The sequence below is a fragment of the Haloprofundus salilacus genome (assembly GCF_020150815.1).
Lineage (GTDB): Archaea > Halobacteriota > Halobacteria > Halobacteriales > Haloferacaceae > Haloprofundus > Haloprofundus salilacus.
Genome location: NZ_CP083723.1, coordinates 2,905,529 through 2,926,966, shown reverse-complemented (window position 1 = coordinate 2,926,966; position 21,438 = coordinate 2,905,529). Strand labels below are relative to the sequence as shown.

Genomic DNA, 21,438 nt, shown 5'->3' with positions numbered 1-21,438 from the left:
GTCGCCGGAGAGGTTCGCCCAGTTAGCGCGAATGGAGTCGTCGATGTCGAGGTATTCGGCGGGAGAGCAACACTGGAGCCGGTCGAGGGATTCGTCTTTAGTCTGGCTTGTTGCTTGGCGGCGTTCCAGCCGCCGAGAGTGCGGATGATAGTCGCTGAGGCGGGTGTGAGGCCGAGGGATTCGTAGTCGGCTTTGGAGGGAGAGTATCCGAGTTGTCTTGCCGCAGTACGGAGCGCAGAGCAGCAGGCGTTTTCGGTCGTAGTGTTTGTTTTCTCGGCAGTATTCACTTCGCTCGGGTGCTCACTTCGGGTAGTCGAGTGCGAGTTCTCAGTAGTGGTCGATACCGTCGTCTCAGGGTTCGGATTCGAATTCTGGTCCGTCTTCATTCGATCACGCGGGACGACCGTCAGTGAGTGTCCCGCACCCTGTGGGGGCAGATAAACTGGGCGCCGGTCGGGAGAGAGTCGTGGGAACGAGACGGTGATGGTCTAGACGGTGGCTATCCGGATGCGAGGGCTAGGTGGGGTTGTTCACAGGCAGTTGAAACGAGACGTCACACGACCGGGTGTAACTACCGAGGATCTCTGTGCAGGTGGGGTCTCTTGGAGGGAAAAACTCAGCCGAATTACGATCGGTATCGCAGTTGATGGAGTTAGGAGACTGCAGTCAGCGGAATCGACGGAGAAGAGGAGGTAACGGTCGGCTGACAGAGACGTTCAAACGGTCAGATGAGGCCACAGACGCCGTGAGTAACCTCTTCTTGGGAATTTGTTTAGCTCTGTTGTCCCGGGTTCGAGAGTCGTTTCCTCGCGCACGTTCTCGCTCACTTATCCGTTGACCACCGGGTATCACGGGGTTTGCTGGTCGGGGAAAAACAGCATACACAATCTACCTCCTAGAAGCGCTCAGCGCCTCGAATTAGCTGTGGTTATAGATGAACTGTCGGTTGGGTGAAAGAGCATCACAGTGATGTTCGGCTGATGCACCGTAAAGTCACAGAGGAAGTGTTGTTCTCGTCACGTTAAATGACAAAGTTCGAGACAATGATAACGATTATCTACATTCTCGTTGGTAATGACATGTGTACGACTTAAGCGGGTTCCAACGTGACCTCCTGTACGTGATTTCTGGGTTCGACCAACCATCAGGTCAAGACGTCAAGGGTGAACTCGAACAGTATGTCGATGGCGAAATCAATCACGGACGATTGTACCCAAATCTGGATACACTCGTGAACAAGGGATACGTCAAGAAAGGACCAATCGACCGCCGAACGAACTACTACGCAATCACCGAAAAAGGAAAAGAGGCTATTCATCAGCGGAGATCGTGGGAAGACGAGTATATGGCTCTTCCAGCATGAGTTAAGCGAAGCAACCGTTTGGAGGCCACGACGAGTCAATAGTGTTCCCGCCAATACGGACTGCAACCGATACGCCTTCTAGTCAACTGCCCCAGCTTACCGCGCTGATGCGCTCGTTGAGAATGGGACTTGATCGTGGATTCGGCCTCTAACCCGTGAAGGGAGGTGGTGACCCCTAGTCGGCATCACGGTCCCAGACTTCAGGGCAAGCTAACTATTGCCCGTCCGCCGAGACGGCTGTTGAATGTCAGCTATGAGGATTGTATGAGAGTCAGAACATGAATTAGCTTAGTGGTCGTCAGCGTTGAGAGTACACTCGTGTATTCGATTGAGGGTCGGAGCGCAATTCATACTCGCAGTTGGTGGTCGAACGGGCGCACGAGCGGTTCTCGATCTCTGTCATCGGTTCGCTTCGAGTTATAGTCGGTCTGAATACCCGCAAGAAGACTTCTTCGGGCCAAATTGAGCTGAGTATGAACGGCAATCGACGTCCAGGGTTGGTTACACGAAACGCGTTAAAACGCCCGACTGCGGGGTTTTGGAGCCTGAATCTCTATTTTACCGTAGGTCCTAACCTCCCTAGCGTCGAGAGTGGGAGAGTGAAACCGCACGACTGGAACCGATTATGAAGATTTGTCCGTGTGTCGTGGCTGTGTGAATGTCGCGCTGGCACTTATCGCTACGGCTCACCGGTGTCGCCTGCGTTCGACTGTATCAGCTCTCTGGATGTTGTTCTCGCAGCACTCGTCGGTTGCCGTCCACCCTCGCCACGACAGGGCGAGATATCTGTGCGGAGTTTGGCTCTTCAGTATCGACTCGTCAATGTCGTCACCAACAGTTCTTGCGGGGATTGTAGCCAATTATGAACATCGAACGGAACGTGTTCACGGGCGTAAAAGTGCTCTCGACGTCGGTAGAGTCGGTGGGCTAAGTTTGGAGAGTATGATGGACCACAAACAGGAGGGAGAAGTCTCGAATCTGGCTCGTGCGCCGTCCATCTGGCACAGATGCTTTCATATCGGTGACTTTCGCCTCAAATGGTTAATAAACTGACTCGTCTACTAGCGCGTATCTACAGCGGCGCGTAGTGGTTTGCGCCGACTTCCGCGAGTTTCACAATCGGCGGGTTTGACCGAAAGGAGGGCAGTCATTACGGACCACCTTGCATACATCGCCACCTATTTTACTATCAGATGGCCATATTCGTGCATGTACGTCGGACGGTTCATCGTCGTCGGTCCCGGCATCGCCGCGTATCGCGTCTCCTCGCGGTCGTTCCCGAACAGGCAGGTCGTCGAGCGCGAGGACGCGCTCACCGTCGCGCCGACGCCGGACGCCCCGGAGACGGACAACCCCTACATCTCCTACAACTGCATGCGCGAAACCGAATCGGGGCAGGTCGTCGTCGGCAACGGGTCGCAGGTAGACCCCATTACCGAGAAACTGGACCTCGGCTACCCCGCTCGCGACGCCCTCGTCGAGAGTCTGCTCGCGCTCGACTACGAGAAAGACGACTACGACACGCCGCGAATCGCAGGCGTCGTCGACGACGACGAGGCGACAATCGGCATCGTCCGAAAGGACGCCGTGCTCGTGGAGGCCGTCGAGGAACTGACGCTCGTCGCCACCTACGAGGAAGATAGCCCGCGTGCGTTCGAGTTCGCGGCGACGACGGCCGGAGACGCTGCCCGCGAGGCGTACGACCTCGACTTCGAACACGCCGTCTGTGCGGCTGGCATCACCGTCTCCGACGACGGCGTCGAGACGGTCGTCGTCAACGATTGACGGAACGGGATGAGAGTAGGAGAAAGCAAACGGTCAGAGGTCGTGAACGTGGCCGTCGAACACTAATGTCCTCGTGTCGTACCCAGGAGTATGCGGTTGGGTGTTCTCTCCGATATTCACGGCAATCTGGTTGCGCTCGACGCGGTCCTCGCGGACATGCCCCCCGTCGACGAGATAGTCTGTGCGGGCGACGTCGTCGGCTACAACCCGTGGCCCGTCGACTGCGTCGAGCGACTCCGAAAACGGGCAGTTCCCACCGTCCAAGGGAACCACGACCGCGCCGTCGCCGAGGGGACGGCGTTTCGGTTCAACGAGATGGCGCGCGCGGGCGTCGAGTACGCTCGCGACCGACTCGACGCCGAGGACCTCGACTGGTTGGCCAGCCTCCCACAGCAGCGACTCGCCGCCGACCGCCGCGTCCGGTTGGTCCACGGCCATCCGGACAATCCGGACCACTACACCTACCCCGACGAGTTCATGCCCGAACTGCTCGACGAGGAGGACGTGCTCGTGATGGGTCACACCCACGTCCAGGCGCACAAGGTGTACGACGAGGGCATCGTGATGAACCCCGGCAGCGTCGGACAACCGCGCGATGGCGACTCACGGGCGGCGTACGCGATAGTCGATTTGGACGCCATGGAAGTCGAGGAACGGCGCGTCACGTACGACATCGACGAAGTCGTCCGCGCCATCGAAACCGAGTGTCTGCCCGAACGCATCGGGACGCGACTGTACGAAGGGCGCTAGTCGAAAGAGTGAGACGCGAACCGAGTTACTCGGAGACCGGTCGGAGCGTCGCCGAGAAGTGCCGAAGTTCCGGCACCGGCGGTTCACCGATGATTTCGAGTCCGCCCACCTCCTCGCGGCGCGCGGCGACAGCGCCGGCCGTTTCGGCGACGTGTTCGAGGTGTTCGCGCGAGTACGTCCGGCGGGGGACCGCGAGGCGGACGAGTTCGAGTCGGTTCGCGCCGGGGAACGCGAAACTGCCGAGTTCGACGGCGCGCACGCCGCCTTCCCGGTAGAGTTCGCAGACGAGCGCCTGTCCGGGGAACTGGTCGCTCGGCAGGTGCGAGAACAGTTGGCCAGCGTCGAGATACACCGCGTGGCCGCCGACCGGTTTGTAGACGGGGACGCCCTCCGCCTCGAGCATCTCACCGAGTTCCTGTACCTGTTGGACGCGCTCCTCGACGTACGGCGGTTCGACCGCCTCGCGCAGGCCGACGGCCATCGCCTCGATGTCGCGACCGGCCATCCCGCCGTAGGTGGGGAAACCCTCGTAGAGGATGGCGCGCTGTTTCGCCGCCTCGAACACCTCGGGGTCGCGCATCGCGGCGAAGCCGCCGATGTTGACGAGCGCCTCCTTTTTGCCGCTCATCGTCACGGCGTCGGCGTACGAGAGCTGTTCGCGAACGATGTCGGCGATGGAACTCTCTTCGAACTCGGGTTCGCGCTGCTGGACGAAGTAGGCGTTCTCGGCGAAGCGACAGGCGTCGACGACGAACGTCGCGTCGATTTCGGCGGCGAAGTCGGCCACTTCGCGGGTGTTCTCGACGCTGACGGGTTGTCCCGCGGTGGAGTTGTTCGTGATGGTGAGCACGACGACCGGAACCTCGTCGGCGCCCACGTCGTCGACGACGTCGCGGGCGCGCTCGACCGAGAAGTCGCCCTTGAACGGGCCGTCGACGCTCGGATCTTTTGCGCCGTCGACGGGGCAGTCGACGGGGTCGGCGCCTTGGTTGGCGACGTGGGCGCGGGTCGTGTCGAAGTGGGCGTTGTTGAGCACCACGTCGCCCTCGGAGACGAGACAGCCGTAGAGGACGTTCTCCGCGCCGCGGCCCTGATGGGTGGGGACGACGTGCGGGAAGCCCATCACGTCGGAGACGGCGTCGCGGAGGTTCGCGAAACTCGTGCTTCCGGCGTAGGACTCGTCGCCGCGGAACAGCGCCGCCCACTGCTCGTCGCTCATCGTCCCGGTACCGCTGTCAGTCAGGAGGTCGACGTAGACGTGCTTGGCGGGGATGTTGAACGCGTTGTAGCCCGCCTCGTCCAGGATCTCGTCTCGTTTCTCGCGGGGGGGAAGCGAGATGGTCTCGACCATCTTCGCTTTGTAGGAGCGCATGTCCGCCGTCGTCGCTCTGATCTCTTAATACCGCCACGAGAGTCTCCGTTCCTTTCTGGCTAACTGTGGGGACGAGTCGCCGATTTTGGCCGGAGACACCGAACTCTGTGCATCGGCGAATCGGGAGGAGTGAGTGGACAGCGCGACCGACAGAAACGACGTGAGTGACGGGGATAATGTGGGCGACGAGGAGAGAAGTTAGTGAGGGACGGATCTGCGGGAAACGGGTCAACGACCGCGCTACATCCCTTCCTGAACGATTTCGAGCGTCCGCTCGCGGTCGTGCCAGTCGACGAAGATGGCGACGGAGGTGGCGCTGGTGATGAGGTCGTGGATGTTGATACCGGCTTCCGCCAGCGGCGAGACGATGCCGCGGATGATTCCCGGTTGGTTGGGGAGTTCGCCGCCGGTGATGCGGACGACAGCGACGGACTCGTCGACAGTGACGCTCGAGAGCGACTCGTCGGCGACGACGGACTCGTGCAGGAGGCTCTCGGCCTCCTCGGACTCCTCGATGGCGACGTAGAAGGTGACCGAATCCATCCCGCTGGCAACGGCCTCGATGTTGATGTCGGCGCCGCGAAGCGACTCCGAGAGGTCGGCGAGAATGCCGGGACGATTGCGAATCGCACGCCCGGCGACGGTGAGACAGGCCAACTCCGTCTCCTGGAGGTCGATAAGGTTGCGGAACTGGCCCTCGATCTGGGTGCCGCCCGTCAACAGGTCGCCGTGCTGGTAGTGGACGACGCGGACCGCGAGGTGGTCGTCTTTGTAGCTCAGCGCGCTCGGCGCGACGACCTCTGCGCCGCGAAACGAGAGGTTTCGGAGTTCGTCGACGGTGATTCGGCCGACGTTTCGTGCACCCTCGACGACGCGGGGGTCGCCGGTCATAACGCCTTCGACGTCGGTGACAATGACGACTTCGTCGGCGTCCATGTACTTGCCGAGCATCACGGCGCTGGTGTCGCTGCCGCCGCGACCGAGCGTCGTTATTTCGCCGTCGTGGTTCTGGGCGAGAAAGCCCGTGATGACCGGGACGACGCCGTCGAGTCGCTTGGCGAGGGCGGCGGTGCGGCGACGCGTCTCCTCGACGTCGACTTCGCCGAGGTCGTTGGTGATGACCGGCCACTCCTCGCTGCCGGGTTCGACGAACAGCGCGTCGACGCCGCGCGCCGAAAGCGCAGCCTTGAGCATCCGGACGCTCGTCCGCTCGCCCATGCTGACGATTTCGGCGCGGTCGCGGTCGTCGGCCTCGAACTGAATCTCGTCCAGCAGGTCATCGGTCGTGTTCCCCATCGCGCTGGCGACGACGGCGATTTCGTGGCCCTCCTCGACGGCCGCGGCGACAGAGTCGGCGGCGCGATTGATTCGGTCGCCGCTCCCGAGACTCGTCCCGCCGAACTTCGCGACTACGCGCATACGAGCGTCACCTCTCGGAGTCGGTCGGTACCGTGGTGCTCAGACATGGCGTGCGATTGCGGTGGAGAATGCATAACTGTGTTCACTCTCCCAACGGTTGCCGGTCCCGAAGGCGCAGGCGAGAGCGGGGTCGCGGGAGAAGCGTGCGAGTGTCACCCACGGGCTTAAGCGTACCGCCACGGAATCTGCGGTATGGAGATACGCGACGCGGTTGAGGCCGACGCCGAGGCCCTCGCCGGTATCGCGGACGCCCCGACGGACGTGTTGCGGAATCTCGTCCACGACCGAACCGTTCACGTCGCCACCGAAGCGCGCACCGAGACAGGTCCGAACGAGGACGTGGACGGAGCGTCTAACGCCAGTGACGCTGACCGTCCGGACAGGACGCCCGAGGAGCCAATCGTCGGATTCGTCAGCTACGACGCCCGGGATCGGACCGTCCACGTCACGCAGTTCGGGGGAACCGCCGACGCAGTCGAGCGGTTGCTCGAAGAACCGCTGCGATTCGCGCGCGTCGAGCGAATGGAGACCGAACTACTCGTCGGGGCCGGCGACGACGAACTCCGCGAAGCTGCAGAGCGGGTCGGCTTCCAGAAGCAGGGATCGGGACCGATGTTCGACGGGCAGCGAACCGTGCGATATCGCCTTCGACCCTGAAACACGTCAGTCGTTTGCAGTCGGAAGGACGGTCGAGTCCCCTCCGCTTCGCGTGGAGACGAGGAGGTACGCGAGCGGAATCGAGACGAGCATCGCCGGGACGGCGAACGCCAGTTGCGTAACCGGGTCGGGGGGAGCGAAGAGCGCGCCGAGGACGAACGCCGCAATGACGCCGAGCGGATTCGCAGTAGCGACGAGTTCTCGCTGTGGCGGCGACGGGTCGCCGCTCGGGGTTCGCCAGAGCCGTAGTAGTAGATGAGTCCGAACGGGCCGAAGAACGGCGAGACGAGACCGAGCATAGCCTAAATATTCAGACTAGTATGTCCGTTGGCGACAGAGTCGTGGGAGAGGGTAGAGGCGAAACAGAGTTGGCTAGCGACGGAACAAAGCAACAGTACGACGAATCCTATCAGAATCTCCGGAGGCCACGCCGCTATGTCGCCGACAACGGAGGGGTGGAAGGGCATTGGCAGTAGCTGTCGCTGTACTGTCGAATACGTGCGGAGCAGTCGACAATCGTTGAACGCGGGTGGCTGGAAACTGAGCCCAAGTTGTGCGGTATCCGTCCCTCTGCTGTTCGAAAATCGCTCTGCGATTTTCGGTCGACGACTGAGCGGGGTTCTCGTGAACGGAGTGAGCGAGGGCACGGGAGAGCTTTGCTCTCCCGGAGACGCGAAGCGTCGAACCGAAGGAGGAGTGTTTTGATGAACCTTTTCCGAGTGAGCGAAGCGAGCGCAGCGTAAAAGGTTCAGGTAAACTTCCTGACCGTCATATCCAGCGTGTCGAGGTCGAGAATCGGCGCGTAGCCCGAGTCAGGGTCGATATTGACGCTCTTCTGGAAGTCAGTCTGTTCCTGCCAGCACCCCGAATTCACGGCGAGGACGTTGTGGTACTTCCCCCAGCCGAGTTTGTGGACGTGACCGGTGTGGAACACCTCGGGCACGTTGTCGATGACGAGGTAGTCGCGTTCCTCGGGCGCGAGGCGCATGTGACCGCCGTACTGCGGGGCGACGTGGCGCTTCTTCAGCAGTTGGTACATCGCCTTGTGGGGTTCGTCGTAGCTCGCCTTCTCCTCGGGGAGTTCGGCGATGACCTCGTCGAGGGAGACCCCGTGGTACATCAGCACCGAGACGTTCTCGACGGTCACCGTCGACGGATTCGAGGTGATGCGGGCGTCGTGAGCGGTCATGATGTCGCGGAGTTCCTCGTCGAAGCCGGGTTGGGGTTCGGCGAGACGGACCGCGTCGTGGTTGCCCGGAATCATCACGATCTCCATGTCGCCGGGCACCTCCTTCAGATACTCCGAGAACCGCTCGTACTGGTCGTAGATGTCGATGACGTCGAGTTCCTCGTCCTGATTCGGGTAGACGCCGACCCCCTCGACCATGTCGCCGGCGATGAGCAGATACTCGACCGGTTCGGCTTCGGGCGTGTGGAGCCAGTCGGTGAAGGAGTGCCACGCGTCGGCCATGAACTCCTGGCTGCCGACGTGGATGTCCGAGATGAGCGCGGTTTGAACGTGTCTCTCCGCGGTCTTCGGGTTGAACGTCCGCGGCACGTCGGGGAAGTGCAGCGAGTCGACGAAGACGATGCCCGAGTCGTCCGAGAGCGTTCCTTGAACGGCGACACACTCGTCCATCAGGAGTTCGTCGACGTTGTCGGCGATGCCCTTGTCTTTCATCACGAGACACGGGAACGTCCCCGTCGTGTCCTCCAGCTCGACCAGCCAGTGTCCGCTCGCCGTCGAGCGCACGTCGTTGACCAAGCCGATGAGGTCGACTTCGCTGCCGCCGACCATGTCGCCGATGGCTTTCGCCGGGCGGTGGTTGACGCGCCCACGGAGCAGTTTCGACAGTCGCTCGTAGCGGTCGCGGAACGTCGTGACGAACTGTTTGTACTCGCCGGTGCCGGTGCTCGCACCGGTCATGTCGTTGGCGATAACGAGCGACCGTTTCGAGGGGTCGCGAACGTGTGAGGACTCGGTCGCCGCGCCGGACGTGCTCGTTCCGTGTGTTTCGGGCGTTTCGGGCGTCGACCCCCCTGTTTCCACTGGAGACCGCGGTGAGGTCTGCGGGTTCTCCGTCGTCGGTGCAGTGGAAACAGACGGGTCAGGGTCCGAGTCAGTGGGGTTTCCCGCCGTCGAAACGGCGGAGTTCGAGTCGGCCGACGCCTCCGAACTCGGTTTCGGCTTCGTCGGCGCGTCTGCCGCGTTCGACCCACCGTCAAGGACCGCCCGAACGTGGCTGACGGTGAGGCGAAGTGCGTCGTCGGGGGCTGTTTCGATGGCGCGCTCCATCGCTTCGGCGGGGTTCGCTGCGCTGGCGAGAAGCGTCACAGCTTCGCGCTCGGCATTGTAGCCACGGCTGGCGAGTGCTTTGACGATGCGTGACGGCGTCTCCAGCGGCACAGGTTGTGATGAGCAGGTCCAAAGAAAAGCGTGCCGGAGACGAGTGCCCGAAAGGATGAGCGATCGAACAGGCGAGAGAACCCGTCCAGAAAGTTGAAACGCGGACGGTCCGAACCGAAGCGCAATGAGTGCCGGAGACAGCCGCCCGCCCTCCGATAGTTCTGAATCCTCCGGCGGGGGCGCGACCAGTACCTCCGCCGAGCGTGACGACGACGACGTTAGCATCGGTGTCACCGACAGATTTCTCCACGACGACGACGGCCCGTTCATGTTCCTCCGCGAGGTGCTGAGCAGCGCCGGCATCGTCGTCGCAGTCGGCGTACTCCTGTTCGCAATCGCCGGCGTCTGGCCGCCGATGGTCGCCGTCGAGAGCGGGAGTATGGAACCGCACATGCAGAAAGGCGACCTGATTCTCATCACCGAACCCGGTCGGTTCGCGCCCGACGCCGGCGACGACTCGGGTGTCGTCACGTACGCGGAAGGCGAAGACGCCGACTACCGGTCGCTCGGGTCGTACGGGTCCGTCGTCGTCTACGACAACCCCAACGCCGCCGGACCGCCGATTATCCACCGGGCGATGTTTCGGGTCGAGGCTGGCGAAAACTGGTACGACAGGGCGAACCCGGACTACATCACCGCGGAGAACTGCGAGGAACTGGAGTTCTGCCCCGCGCCCTACGACGCCTACATCACGAAAGGCGACAACAACCCGACGTACGACCAGACGAGCACCATTAGTGCACCGGTCAAAGAGGAGTGGATAACCGGCGTCGCGCGGATTCGCGTCCCCTACCTCGGATGGATTCGCCTCGCCTTCGCGACTACGGCACCCGCGTCGACGAACGGTGCGCCGCCGACGGCGCCAACGGCGCCGACGCTAGATTTCGCACCGACGAGCGAATTGCCGGCCGCGGAGCGCCTCTCGCCGACTGACGTCCCGCCGAAACCGCTCGCAGCGACACCTGCGTAATCGCGTCGGTGTGTGAAACACCAACATTTCGACTGCACCACAAAAATAGTGTGAGTTGCGCCTCTAACTCGTTGAGACGGGATATACAGTCGAAACGAAGGGGTGTGATTGTCCGTTCTCCCTTTCTATCCCCTTCTCAGTTGTCGAACCGTGCTTGCACGAACGGTTGGGCGTTCTCGATGTCGCCGAGTCGCGAGTCCGATAGGAGGACAGCCTCGGTCTCGTCGATAGGGACCGAGAGGCTGATCTCCTTCGTCCGACCATAGCGGCCTTTCGAGACGACGACGGCGTTGACGATGCCGAGCATGTCGAGTTCGCTGATGAGGTCGGTGACGCGGCGCTGGGTGAGGATGTCGGCGTCTATCTCCTCGCAGAGGCGTTTGTAGATGTTAAACACCTCGCCGGTGTTGATGTTGTGGACGCCGTTTTTCTCGAGGAGGATGATTGAGAAGAGGACGATCTTGCTCTGCGTCGGGAGCGTGCGAACGACCTCCACCACGCGGTCGAGTTCGATCTTGTCCTGGGCCTGGCGAACGTGCGTCTCGGCAACGCCGTCGGCCTGACTCCGCTCGGCGAGTTCGCCCGCCGTTCGGAGGAGATCGAGCGCGCGGCGCGCGTCGCCGTGCTCCTGCGCGGCAAACGCGGCACAGAGCGGGATGACGTGTTCGGAGAGCGCGTGGCTCTTGAACGCCACGTCGGCACGGTGCTGGAGGATGTCGCGGAGTTGGTTGGCGTCGTACGGCGGGAAGACGATCTCCTCCTCGCCGAGCGAGGATTTGACGCGGGGGTCGAGAAAGTCGGTGAACTTCAGGTCGTTCGAGATACCCATGATGGAGATGCGCGAGTTGTCCAACTCGGAGTTCATCCGCGAGAGATTGTACAGCGTGTCGTCGCCGGATTTCTCGACGAGTTTGTCTATCTCGTCGAGCATGATGACGACGACGCGTTCGTTGTAGTCGACGGCGTCGAAGAACGTCGAGTAGACGCGGTCGGTCGGCCACCCCGTCATCGGAACAGTTTCCATCTCCTCGCGATCGCGTTCGAGTTCCGAGATGCGGGCGTCGACGTCGCCGACCGCGTCGAACTCGGTTTCGTCGAGAACGCTCCCGTCTTCGCGTGCGTTTTCTGCCAGCGTCTCGAGCGAGCGGAGGCGGTCGTCGATGACCGCGTGGTTCTTGTCGATGAACTTGTTGGCGAGCTGTGCGAGGACGCGGTACTGGGTGTCGGTCACCTCGCAGTTGATGTACTCGACTTCGCAGGGAACGTCGTACTTCTGGGAGGTGCGTTCCAGTTCCTGACTGACGAACTTCGCACTGGCCGTCTTCCCCGTTCCCGTCTTCCCGTAGATGAGGATGTTCGAGGGGGTCTCGCCGCGAAGCGCGGAGACGAGAATCGTCGCCATCTGGTTGATCTGGTCGGTCCTGTGGGGGAGTTCGTGCGGCGTGTACGACGGGCGAAGTACCTCCTTGTTCTCGAAGATAGGCTCTCCGGAGAGCAGGTCGTCGAACAGGCCGCGACTGTTCTCGTCGTCGCCGCCGAGTGCGACGTCGGAGAGTGCGCGAGGCGGGTCTGCGGCGTCGGCCGACCGCGAGGGCGACCGAGCGGACGTCTCGGTCTCTCCCCCTCCGCTTCCGGTGGAGTCATCTCCGGTCGGGTCGCTTCCGGTCGAGTGAACGCCGTCAGCATCGGTTGCGGCGGAGTCGGTCTCAGTGAAGTCCGGGACATCTTCCTCACCGCTCTGCCCCTCGCGCGTCGTCGGCTGACTCGTCGTCCCACCACTCGACTTCGTTCGAGTCGTCTCTTCCTCGCCGGCGTGTCGTCGTTGCTCCGACGGCGGGTCCGCATCTTCGCCGTCGTCGGAGTGTGAGTCGTCTTCGGTCATCGTGGTATCCCCTTCGTTTCGACTGGAGTCGCGGCGGCGACGGCGTAAATTCAGGTGTATAACCGATGAGAACCCGATTCAGAACCCATCGGACGTCGCAGCGCGTCCAGGTGATGCAGAAGAAACGAATGAAGAGGAGGGACAAAAAAGTTACCGCTTCGTGACGAGTTTTGATGTTACTCGTCGCGAAGGCGTCGACAGTTGCCGTTTCGCGAACGGAGCTTCGAACGCGAGGGATCGGAAGTCGTCTCAGAGCACCGGTCCGACTCAAGTAATCGACAAAACAGACCATGCGGAGACTGTTGCTACTTCGACTTTCGGCACCGTGAGACAGATATAGAGTGTAAAACAACGTCTCGGATATTGATTCTCTCCCAAATACTTGGATATAATTTCTCCATCGACCACCCCTCCGTTTCGACTGGAGACGTACTGGAGGACGATTGGGGAATCGAGGATATGACGAAAGATTCCGTTTGGGGAGTTCACGCGACGATGTGAGGACGAGAGAACGGCCCGTCGCGAAAGGCCGAACCCTCCCACCCCTTCGTTTCGAGTGGAACCACAGAAAAGGGTGGTGGGTGGAAAGGAGGCTCTCTAAATCAGCAGGTTTTATATCAATTCCACCCCAACAAGGTCCGTAGTAGTAAGCTAAATAAATATACTACTGTTCTATGTATTATATTATATCTATTTTATAGATATCGTAACACGTCTCTTAGGCGTTTCTCCTCGAGTCTACCCGACCTACCCCTCTATTCTTCGTTTCCACCCGAAACGAAGGGGTGGGGGTGTTCGGTCCGAGGGAGAAACAATCGTGTCGGCTGATAGCCATCTTCGCGATCCAAAGCCGCCTGAAAATACAATTGAGATAAAATATCAAGAACAAAACAGAACGTTACGGAGATTCGTCAAGTGAATCCGATATCAGATATCGAATCTCATCTTACAGGGGGTGATCGTACGAGCAGCCGACTTGCTCGGAGGACAATCCGTCCTTGTTCACATCTATCGGTCAATTAATGTGACTAACGTCTGACGCAGTACTTAAGTTACCCCGGGGATGTTCTACCCGCATACGCCCCTCCACGAGCGGTATTCGGAGGTGCAGGAGCTAAGGATGGGACTGCTCACAGAACTCAGAGACAGCATATCACGGGTCACCGACCGGTTGTTCTCGGCTTCGGAGCCGAAACGAATCGGCATCTACGGACCGCCGAACGCCGGAAAGACGACCCTCGCAAACCGAATCGCCCGCGACTGGACCGGTGACGCCATCGGTCCCGAGAGCCACATTCCCCACGAGACGCGTCGCGCTCGCCGGAAGGAGAACGTCGAGATCGAGCGCAACGGCCGCGCGGTCACTATAGACATCGTCGACACGCCCGGCGTGACGACGAAAGTCGACTACAAGGAGTTCCTCGACCACGACATCGACAAGGACGACGCGGTCCGTCGCTCCCGCGAGGCGACCGAGGGTGTCGCCGAGGCCATGCACTGGCTCCGCGAGGACGTCGACGGCGTCATCTACGTCCTCGACAGCGCCGAGGACCCGTTCACGCAGGTCAACACGATGCTCATCGGCATCATCGAGAGCCGCGAACTACCGGTGCTCATCTTTGCGAACAAGACCGACCTCGAAGACTCGAACGTCAAGCAGATCGCCAACGCCTTCCCGCAGCACGAGACGGTACCGCTGTCGGCGCTCGAAGGCGAGAATATGGACGAAGTGTACGACAAGATCGCGGAGTACTTCGGGTGATACCATGCCCGAAGTAAGACGCGGCGACCACGACGGAATCCAGATCGACCTCATCAGCGGCGCTCGGATGGAGAACATGCGGAGCATGGAGAAAATCCGCCTCATCCTTGACAGCGTCCGCGACGGGAAAATCGTCATCCTCGAGGACGGTCTCTCGCCCGACGAGGAGTCGAAACTCATCGAGGTGACGATGACCGAGATCAGCCCCGATAACTTCAGCGGCATCGAAATCGAGACGTACCCCCACAAGAGCAGCGACAGCGGGTTCCTCGGCAAACTGATGGGGCGCGACTCAACGAAGAAGCTCACCGTCATCGGCCCGGCGAACCAGATAGAGACGCTCCACAAGGACGAGACGCTCATCAGCGCGCTCATCTCACGGAAGTAGTTCGTATGCCGCACGAGTGTACGAACTGCGGCGAGACGTTCGCAGACGGTTCCAAGGAGATGCTCTCGGGTTGTCCCAGCTGCGGCGGCAACAAGTTCCAGTTCCGCCCCTCGTCGGCTTCGTCGACGACAGCGGCTTCGGACGGTACGCCGAGCGATGGTACCAGCGACAGCGCTAGCGGCGATAGCACACGCAGCGACGGCACCACCGACCGCGGACAGTCGGACGTGACCGCCGGGAACGCGCCGTCGACATCGCCGCAGGGTAGATCGCAGTCGAAGCCGACCGACTCGTCGCAGCCCAAGTCGGAGTCGAGACGACCGTGGCCGGGTGAGGACACCTCGACCGACCGCGAATCGGGATCGCCGAAGCCGTGGCCGTCGACGGCCCGCGAACCGTCGAGTCGCGGGCAGTCGAACACGACCGCTGAGTCGGACGTGACGGTCGAACCACAGCGCTCTGCGGACGCGTCGACTCGACGCAGTCGGTCCCCGTCGCCGAACGACGCTCCACCGGAACCCCACGACGGTCCCCCGTCGGAGACGCGAGAGGACCGCGCGCAGGCGGACGCCCGGAGCGGCACCGTCAGCCCGGACGAAATCTCCCGCGCTGCTCCCGCCGACGCGCCGCAGTCGGCCGACGATGCCGGCGAAATCGACGACAAGCCGGACCTCTCGGCACTTCGCGAAGAACTCAACGAGCAGTTCGAGAGCATCAAAATCGTTAGCCCTGGACAGTACGAACTCAATCTGATGGAACTGTACGACCGCGACTCGTACATCATCTCGCTGCAGGAAGACGGCCACTACGTCATCGAAGTCCCCGAGACGTGGAACCGCGACGACGACTGAATTCGCGTCGGCGTCTCGAATCTGTCTCGCCGTCGCTGTATCTACGTCACCGTTTCCGCGTCGCCGAGAGCTACCCCTCCGTTTCGTTTGCAACCGCTCTCGTCACCGACTACGGCCACCGTTTCGGTCGATCGTTCCACCGGAAACGACGGCCCTCGAAGGTGGAAATTCCGGTCCGATTAGCGACGTCGCGTCCTGCGCGTCGTATCCTCCACGTCACGTCCTCCCCGTTTCGGCATCCACCTCTCGTTTCGAGTGATTCGCCTCTTACGCCTCGTCTCTCTTGTGCTGTTCCCTGTGCTGAGTTCGCCCAAGCGGCTACGTATCGTCGAACTGTAGCCATCGTAGCAGTCGGTCCCGACAACCCGCGTCCTTTCAGCACGTTTTAAGCGCCCGCGGCGACACGCTATCGCCATGAGCACGGCGACGAAAATCGTCCTCGGCACCGTTGGAATCTCGGTCGTACTCGGCGTGAGTATCCTCGCGGTCACCGTCTTCGGCTGACAGAGAGACTAGACCATGTTCCAGCGACGGCATCTGAGCGGTGAGCTTCGAACGATCAGAGACGAGTACGCCCCCGAGACACTCGTCGTCGATGCCGACGCGGACTTCGAGACGATTCCGCCCGCGGCAGCGGAAGACCTTGGGTTGCTCGCCGACTCGCTCGACCCGGCGAAGTACCCCGACGAGTGGCTCCCCGAAGACTGTCCGGTACTGCTCCGACGGTACGCGGGCGGCACGTTCACCATCGGGATGCCCGGCGACGGGACTATCGTCTGGACGCGACAGACAAACCCACCGACCGTCATCGCGAAGAAACGCGCCGAAGGAACCCCGGAGTCCTTTCTCGACTTCCTCTTCGCGGAGGCGTTCGTCCAGATTCACCTCGGCGTTCCCGAGCACTTTCTCCCCTTCTTCGGCGAGCGGTACCGCGACCTCGACGCGGCGGTGTCGCTCTCGCCCGCAGAACTCTACCAGATTGCGGCCGCGCTGTTCGATGGCTGGGTTGGTCTCCAGACCCGCGAGGAGTTCGCGACGTGGGCCGACGACTACCCCGGCTTGTACGAGGCGTGGCTCGACGCTGGCACCCGACTCGAAGGTCGCATCGAGGGGCTCCCCGGCGAAGTCGCTCGAGGCGAGACGTCGTTCGTCGACGCCACCGAACTGGCGTGTTCGGGGCTGAAACACGCCGTGGAGCTTCCGGCACCGTTCGCAGCCCTGGACACGACGGCGTACCGCGACCACGGCGTAGCCTATGCGGTTCGCTGGGCCGAGAAGACGTTCGAGAAACTCCGCGAGTGACAACTCGAAGAGACGAAAGTGAGCGAGCGTCTCTCGCCTCCCGTTACCGTTGCTCGTAGGTGACGCTGCCGTCTTCGGCGAGGTCGACGACCCCGGTGAACAGCCCTCGGAACCGTTCGAGTACGTCCTCGTCGTGGACTTCCTTCGAGAGGTGGAAGATACCGACGGCGTCGTTTTCGTCCAGCAGTTCGAGTAACTGTTTCGTCGCGTCGTAGACGCCCTCCTCGTCGGCGTAGTACGCCATCTCGGTGAGCGAGTCGACGCTGACGCGGAGCTTTCCGGGGTGGTTCTCCAGGAACACGCGGGTCTGCGCGACGATGCCGTCGAGGTCGTCCGGCGAGGAAACGTAGTGGACGTGGTCGGACTTCCGCCGCGAGTAGCCACGTTCGACCGACAGCGTGTCGAGGATGACTGCGCGAGCTTCGTCGACGTCGTAGTGTTCGAGTTTCTGCTCGACTTCGCGGGCGGTCGTCCGCGTCGAGATGACCAGAAAGTAGTCGGTGTCGGTCTTCAGAAAGTCCGTGTCGATGCGGTCGGTCTCGCCGATGCTCGGATGCAGAAGAAGCAGGCCAGTCCCCGCAGGGATGGTGTCCGGAGCGTTTTCGATGGCGAGGCTGTAATCCATATCGGAGAAACCAACCGAACTGACTTAACAATGCGGGCTGGACCCTCGTCACTCGACCGTCTGGACGGAATGTCCGACCCCTGCGACGGACGAGACTCCCGATCCCCGCGACGAACGGGACTCAGAACACGCTGTCGGCCGTCGCCGCGCCGATGACGCTGAACACCGCGCCGATGCTCGTCGCCTTCAGAGTGGTCAGCACCTGGACGCGGAACGTAATCTCGGCAGGGTCTATGTGATTGGGGATGAGCGTCGCCGGCGCGTCGAACGACAGCGCGAGCAGGAACACCGAGAGGTACGCGACGAGGATGAGTGAGACGAAGCGCAGTGGAATTCCGGCTACGTCCGCCTCGCGGTCGGGATCGCGGTCGTCGTCGGCTTTGTACAGCGTCCCGTAGCCGATGGCGAAGACGATTCCAACGGTCAACACCGCCTGGTACCACGCCATCCCGACGGCGAGACCCCACACTTCGTCGGTGACGACGAACGGCCCGGCGAGGAGAAATCCGCCGACGACTTGCTGTGCGATGTCCGTTATCTTGAATCGACGGTGCCGTCCGACGCGAACCATGTCGACACGTCGCGGCGGCTGAATGTAAACGTCACCGTTTGGTTTGCGACTTCGTCCGGTCAGGATACGACTTCGAACCGACTTTACTCGCTCCCGCAGACGTACGGCCATGAGTGTCCGCGAGGAGTTCGACGCGTGGGCGGCCGACGGCCGCGACAAGGGAATGGAGGAGCGACACTGGCACACCGCGAAACACGTGCTCGCGCGAATGCCCGTCGAGGAGGGTGAAACGGTCCTCGACCTCGGAACGGGAAGCGGATACGCGCTCCGCGCCCTCCGCGAAACCAAGAACGCGGGTCACGCCTACGGTCTCGACGGGTCGCCAGAGATGGCCGGAAACGCCCGCGAGTACACCGACGACCCCAATATCGGGTTCGTCGTCGCCGACTTCGACGAACTGCCGTTCGCCGACGACACCGTCGACCACGCCTTCTCGATGGAGGCGTTCTACTACGCTGTCGACCCCGAACACACGCTCTCGGAACTCGCGCGCGTCCTCCGCCCGGGCGGGACGTTCTACTGCGCGGTCAACTACTACGAGGAGAACGTCCACAGCCACGAGTGGCAGGATTCGATTAGCGTCGAGATGACCCGCTGGAACCGAAGCGAGTACCGCGAGGCGTTCCGAAATGCCGGCTTCCACGTCGCCGAACAGGACAACGTCCCGGATCTCGACATCGACATCCCGCCCGCAGCGGAGTTCCCGACCGATAGCTGGGAGACCCGCGAGGCGATGGTCAAACGCTACCGAACGTACGGAACGCTGCTGACCGTCGGCGTCGTGCCGTGAGCACGACGATATCCACAACCTCCCGTCGTCCACGACCGAAATACTGACCGCGCCGCTCGAATTTATGTCATATATGAGAAATATTGATAACTCGACACGTTGTCGGTTCACGTCGAGGTGCGAAGATGTCACAGCAGAGTTCGACTAAGGTGTCCGCGTCTCCGTCGCTAAATCGACGGACGTATCTGAAAACCGCCGTCGGTGCCGTTCTCGGCGCCGGCCTCGCCGGGCGGAGCGCTGCACAGACAGGCAACATCCCGCCGACAGCGCTCTACGAGGTCACGATGCAGGGGGCGACGAAATACGGCCCGTTCGCGCGGACGGCGCAGCTGTCCCTGTTTCCGCCGTTCGACCCCAGTGGAGTGACGTTCAACAACGGCGTCAACGCCCGAGACGTCGGTCTGTTCTCGGGGAACCCGCCGGGCGCCCCGGAGGCGGGCGCTATCTGGTTCGGAACGAACACGGCGGTCCACCAGGCGGTCGGTATCGACACGACGCCGGCCCCGGAGATCGCAGCGCTGGACGTCGCGTTCGTCGACGCCGACGAGGCGGCGGGCGTTCTCGTCGTCACCATCGACGGAAACTTCTTCGGCCTCCCTGCGGCCCGGTCGAGTCTGCTCAACTGCGTGACGCCGACGGACGGCCTCCTTGCGCCGATCTACCAGCTGATTCAAGGAGCGATGCAACTCCAGTTCGGCGACGGCGGTAACGTTGTCTCCGGCGTCGTCGACTTCGTCGGAAACGGGTACATCGAACCCGGCACGACGCCGTATCAGGCGACGCTGTCGGGCGTTCGTATCGCCTGATAGTCGTCGGCTGCGGCCACTTTTCAGCCGTCGCTCGTGGCCTCTTTTTGATTCTCGGCAGCTCGAACGAGTCGCGAAACTCCCCGTTGGTGCGCTCTCACTCCACGTCCAGATTCCGCGTCGGCAAATCGGAGACGGCCGGTCCGTCGACGACGTGACCGTCGTACTCGAAGCGCGACCCGTGGCACGGGCAGTCCCACGACCGCTCGGCGTCGTTCCAGTGGACGATGCAGTCCATGTGCGGACAGACGGCGGAGTGGGTGTGCAGTTCGCCGTCGTCGTCGCGGTAGGCCGCTATCGGTTTCGTTCGCTCGCGCAGCACCGTCGCCTCGCCCGACTTCAATCGTCGAAGATCCTCGCGATGGGGCTTCGAGAGCCAGTCCCCAACGAACTCCTTGGCGACGTTCGCGTTCTGCGTCGCGAACTCCGTTGCCGAGGTCCGGTCGAGGGTCACCCGATTCGGGTTGTAGGTGCCGGCCCAGGAGTTCTCTTCGCCGCGCACGAGATCCGAGAGGAGCAGCCCCGACGCTGTGCCGTTCGTCATCCCCCATCCGCCGAAGCCGCTCGCCATATAGACGTTGTCCGAAAACGGGAGTTCGCCCACGTACGGCACCTTGTCCACCGAGGCGTAGTCCTGCGTCGACCAGCGGTACTCGACGGACTCCACGTCGAAGTGACGACGGGCCGATTCCTCGACCTTCCGGTAGCGCTCGTTCGTGTCGCCGCCCTGTCCGGTCTTGTGGTTCTGGCCGCCGACGAGCGTCAGCACCTCGTCGCCGGTGTCGTGGGTCCGGACCGAGAAGTACTGGTCGCCGGTGTAGTAGTACATCGCCTCGGTCGGCGGGTCGGCGACCCGGACGGCGACGACGTACGACCGTTTCGGATGCATCCGTGCGAAGTACGCACCCGTGTCGTGAATCGGAAAGTGTGTCGCGAGAACGACTTCGTCGGCCAGAATCTCGCCGCGATCGGTTTCGACGACCGGGCGACCGCCGCCGTCGACGTCTAGCGCCCGCGTCTCCTCGTAGATGCGACCGCCGACGTCGAGAAACGCCTCGGCCAGCGCCAACAGATACCGCCGCGGGTGGAACATCGCCTGGTCGTCGTAGCGAACAGCGGCGACCGCTTCGTCGTCGACGGCGACCGACTGCTCGTACTCCGCCGGGAGGCCGAATCGCCGGGCCGCGTTCACCTCCTGTCGTACCTCCGAGCGACGCTCCGGCGACCGGACGTAGGCGTACGACGGTAGGCGTCGGAACCCGCAGTCGATATCGAGCGACTCGACGCGCGACTCCACGTGGTCGATGGCGGCCTCGTTCGCCTCGGCGTACTGCTGTGTCTTTCGCTCGCCGACCGTCGACGCGAGGGTGTCGTAGAGGATTCCGTGCTGGGAGGTGAGTTTCGCCGTCGTCTTGCCCGTGACGCCGGTGAGGATTCGGTCGCGCTCGACGAGTGCGACGTCCTGTCCCGACTCCGCTAACTGGAGCGCGGTCGTCACCCCGACGATGCCGCCGCCGACGACGGCGGTGTCGACGTCGATGCCGCCGCTCAGCGGCGCGTACTCCGTCGTCGGCGACGTACCGAGCCACACGGAGGTCCGTTCGCCCGCCGGAAACTGGTCGGTTCTCGATGCTGTGGCGTCGGTGTCGTCGGTGTCGTTGTCGTTCATCGGGGAACTCCGTTGTCCGAGGTACCGGCCGCGCGCCCCGCACGGCCGCGAAACCGTCCTGCGAACGAA

Annotated in this window: 19 protein-coding genes; 12 read left to right on the top strand and 7 right to left on the bottom strand. The window is 62.2% G+C overall.

The genetic code is table 11. From position 1 onward, the window contains the following. The first annotated feature begins 1,081 nt into the window (after window positions 1-1,081). The 3 genes from LAQ58_RS15140 (at window position 1,082) to LAQ58_RS15130 (ending at window position 3,898) form a co-directional block, all read left to right on the top strand. Entirely contained in the window at window positions 1,082-1,363 is a 282-nt protein-coding gene (locus tag LAQ58_RS15140) for a PadR family transcriptional regulator (protein WP_224448272.1), read from the top strand. A 1,209-nt stretch (window positions 1,364-2,572) separates the two neighbouring features. Continuing rightward, a complete protein-coding gene (locus tag LAQ58_RS15135) occupies window positions 2,573-3,148 on the top strand; it encodes an IMP cyclohydrolase (RefSeq protein ID WP_224448271.1) in 576 nt (191 codons plus the stop codon). A 90-nt stretch (window positions 3,149-3,238) separates the two neighbouring features. Continuing rightward, a complete protein-coding gene (locus LAQ58_RS15130; protein ID WP_224448270.1) occupies window positions 3,239-3,898 on the top strand; it encodes a metallophosphoesterase family protein in 660 nt (219 codons plus the stop codon). 25 nt (window positions 3,899-3,923) lie between these two features. Here LAQ58_RS15130 and LAQ58_RS15125 read toward each other — a convergent pair whose 3' ends face one another. Both LAQ58_RS15125 and LAQ58_RS15120 read right to left on the bottom strand, forming a co-directional pair. After that, window positions 3,924-5,270: a tryptophanase gene (locus LAQ58_RS15125; protein WP_224448269.1), complete on the bottom strand. Its 1,347-nt coding sequence runs from the start codon at window positions 5,268-5,270 to the stop codon at window positions 3,924-3,926. 240 nt (window positions 5,271-5,510) lie between these two features. Further along, entirely contained in the window at window positions 5,511-6,689 is a 1,179-nt protein-coding gene (locus LAQ58_RS15120; RefSeq protein WP_224448268.1) for an aspartate kinase, read from the bottom strand. A gap of 192 nt (window positions 6,690-6,881) precedes the next feature. Between LAQ58_RS15120 and LAQ58_RS15115 the strand changes: the two genes are divergently transcribed. Continuing rightward, a complete protein-coding gene (locus LAQ58_RS15115) occupies window positions 6,882-7,346 on the top strand; it encodes a hypothetical protein (RefSeq protein WP_224448267.1) in 465 nt (154 codons plus the stop codon). Between the two features lie 748 nt (window positions 7,347-8,094). On the opposite strand, the gene LAQ58_RS15110 is transcribed toward LAQ58_RS15115, so the two are convergent. Further along, window positions 8,095-9,753, bottom strand: coding sequence for a DNA-directed DNA polymerase II small subunit (locus LAQ58_RS15110; protein WP_224448266.1), 1,659 nt, complete (start codon window positions 9,751-9,753; stop codon window positions 8,095-8,097). 124 nt (window positions 9,754-9,877) lie between these two features. Between LAQ58_RS15110 and LAQ58_RS15105 the strand changes: the two genes are divergently transcribed. Continuing rightward, window positions 9,878-10,723, top strand: a complete 846-nt coding sequence (locus tag LAQ58_RS15105; RefSeq protein WP_425490667.1) for a S24/S26 family peptidase — start codon at window positions 9,878-9,880, stop codon at window positions 10,721-10,723. A gap of 136 nt (window positions 10,724-10,859) precedes the next feature. Here the strand turns inward: LAQ58_RS15105 and LAQ58_RS15100 are convergent, their stop codons facing one another. Next, on the bottom strand, window positions 10,860-12,605 hold the full coding sequence (locus LAQ58_RS15100) for a Cdc6/Cdc18 family protein (RefSeq protein WP_224448265.1): 1,746 nt from the start codon (window positions 12,603-12,605) through the stop codon (window positions 10,860-10,862). Between the two features lie 1,120 nt (window positions 12,606-13,725). Between LAQ58_RS15100 and LAQ58_RS15095 the strand changes: the two genes are divergently transcribed. From LAQ58_RS15095 to LAQ58_RS15080, 5 genes are all read left to right on the top strand, one after another. Continuing rightward, window positions 13,726-14,367, top strand: a complete 642-nt coding sequence (locus LAQ58_RS15095; protein WP_224448264.1) for an Era-like GTP-binding protein — start codon at window positions 13,726-13,728, stop codon at window positions 14,365-14,367. A 4-nt stretch (window positions 14,368-14,371) separates the two neighbouring features. Then, window positions 14,372-14,755 carry a DUF2073 domain-containing protein gene (locus tag LAQ58_RS15090; protein ID WP_117593780.1) on the top strand — a complete coding sequence of 128 codons (384 nt, stop codon included), beginning with the start codon at window positions 14,372-14,374 and terminating at the stop codon, window positions 14,753-14,755. 5 nt (window positions 14,756-14,760) lie between these two features. Next, complete coding sequence (locus LAQ58_RS15085) at window positions 14,761-15,606, top strand: OapC/ArvC family zinc-ribbon domain-containing protein (protein WP_224448263.1); 846 nt, start codon at window positions 14,761-14,763, stop codon at window positions 15,604-15,606. 414 nt (window positions 15,607-16,020) lie between these two features. Next, a complete protein-coding gene (locus LAQ58_RS19140) occupies window positions 16,021-16,110 on the top strand; it encodes a hypothetical protein (RefSeq protein ID WP_425490666.1) in 90 nt (29 codons plus the stop codon). Window positions 16,111-16,125: 15 nt separating this feature from the next. Continuing rightward, window positions 16,126-16,908, top strand: coding sequence for a DUF7089 family protein (locus tag LAQ58_RS15080; RefSeq protein WP_224448262.1), 783 nt, complete (start codon window positions 16,126-16,128; stop codon window positions 16,906-16,908). Between the two features lie 43 nt (window positions 16,909-16,951). On the opposite strand, the gene LAQ58_RS15075 is transcribed toward LAQ58_RS15080, so the two are convergent. Continuing rightward, window positions 16,952-17,533 carry a DUF7090 family protein gene (locus tag LAQ58_RS15075; RefSeq protein ID WP_224448261.1) on the bottom strand — a complete coding sequence of 194 codons (582 nt, stop codon included), beginning with the start codon at window positions 17,531-17,533 and terminating at the stop codon, window positions 16,952-16,954. Between the two features lie 121 nt (window positions 17,534-17,654). Continuing rightward, window positions 17,655-18,104: a DUF2391 family protein gene (locus tag LAQ58_RS15070; RefSeq protein ID WP_224448260.1), complete on the bottom strand. Its 450-nt coding sequence runs from the start codon at window positions 18,102-18,104 to the stop codon at window positions 17,655-17,657. Between the two features lie 109 nt (window positions 18,105-18,213). Here LAQ58_RS15070 and LAQ58_RS15065 point away from each other — a divergent pair, with 109 nt between their 5' ends. Beyond that, on the top strand, window positions 18,214-18,894 hold the full coding sequence (locus LAQ58_RS15065; protein ID WP_224448259.1) for a class I SAM-dependent methyltransferase: 681 nt from the start codon (window positions 18,214-18,216) through the stop codon (window positions 18,892-18,894). A gap of 125 nt (window positions 18,895-19,019) precedes the next feature. Then, a complete protein-coding gene (locus LAQ58_RS15060) occupies window positions 19,020-19,700 on the top strand; it encodes a hypothetical protein (protein ID WP_224448258.1) in 681 nt (226 codons plus the stop codon). A gap of 97 nt (window positions 19,701-19,797) precedes the next feature. Here the strand turns inward: LAQ58_RS15060 and LAQ58_RS15055 are convergent, their stop codons facing one another. After that, complete coding sequence (locus LAQ58_RS15055; protein ID WP_224448257.1) at window positions 19,798-21,369, bottom strand: FAD-dependent oxidoreductase; 1,572 nt, start codon at window positions 21,367-21,369, stop codon at window positions 19,798-19,800. Between the last annotated feature and the right edge of the window lie 69 nt (window positions 21,370-21,438).

Excerpts from the sequence above, each read along its gene's own strand:
- LAQ58_RS15135 (WP_224448271.1), top strand. The coding sequence starts at position 2,573 with ATGTACGTCGGACGGTTCATCGTCGTCGGTCCCGGCATCGCCGCGTAT.
- LAQ58_RS15070 (WP_224448260.1), bottom strand. The coding sequence starts at position 18,104 with ATGGTTCGCGTCGGACGGCACCGTCGATTCAAGATAACGGACATCGCA.
- LAQ58_RS15105 (WP_425490667.1), top strand. The coding sequence starts at position 9,878 with ATGAGTGCCGGAGACAGCCGCCCGCCCTCCGATAGTTCTGAATCCTCC.
- LAQ58_RS15055 (WP_224448257.1), bottom strand. The coding sequence starts at position 21,369 with ATGAACGACAACGACACCGACGACACCGACGCCACAGCATCGAGAACC.
- LAQ58_RS15100 (WP_224448265.1), bottom strand. The coding sequence starts at position 12,605 with ATGACCGAAGACGACTCACACTCCGACGACGGCGAAGATGCGGACCCG.
- LAQ58_RS15125 (WP_224448269.1), bottom strand. The coding sequence starts at position 5,270 with ATGCGCTCCTACAAAGCGAAGATGGTCGAGACCATCTCGCTTCCCCCC.
- LAQ58_RS15085 (WP_224448263.1), top strand. The coding sequence starts at position 14,761 with ATGCCGCACGAGTGTACGAACTGCGGCGAGACGTTCGCAGACGGTTCC.
- LAQ58_RS19140 (WP_425490666.1), top strand. The coding sequence starts at position 16,021 with ATGAGCACGGCGACGAAAATCGTCCTCGGCACCGTTGGAATCTCGGTC.
- LAQ58_RS15060 (WP_224448258.1), top strand. The coding sequence starts at position 19,020 with ATGTCACAGCAGAGTTCGACTAAGGTGTCCGCGTCTCCGTCGCTAAAT.
- LAQ58_RS15115 (WP_224448267.1), top strand. The coding sequence starts at position 6,882 with ATGGAGATACGCGACGCGGTTGAGGCCGACGCCGAGGCCCTCGCCGGT.
- LAQ58_RS15130 (WP_224448270.1), top strand. The coding sequence starts at position 3,239 with ATGCGGTTGGGTGTTCTCTCCGATATTCACGGCAATCTGGTTGCGCTC.
- LAQ58_RS15090 (WP_117593780.1), top strand. The coding sequence starts at position 14,372 with ATGCCCGAAGTAAGACGCGGCGACCACGACGGAATCCAGATCGACCTC.
- LAQ58_RS15120 (WP_224448268.1), bottom strand. The coding sequence starts at position 6,689 with ATGCGCGTAGTCGCGAAGTTCGGCGGGACGAGTCTCGGGAGCGGCGAC.
- LAQ58_RS15080 (WP_224448262.1), top strand. The coding sequence starts at position 16,126 with ATGTTCCAGCGACGGCATCTGAGCGGTGAGCTTCGAACGATCAGAGAC.
- LAQ58_RS15065 (WP_224448259.1), top strand. The coding sequence starts at position 18,214 with ATGAGTGTCCGCGAGGAGTTCGACGCGTGGGCGGCCGACGGCCGCGAC.
- LAQ58_RS15095 (WP_224448264.1), top strand. The coding sequence starts at position 13,726 with ATGGGACTGCTCACAGAACTCAGAGACAGCATATCACGGGTCACCGAC.
- LAQ58_RS15075 (WP_224448261.1), bottom strand. The coding sequence starts at position 17,533 with ATGGATTACAGCCTCGCCATCGAAAACGCTCCGGACACCATCCCTGCG.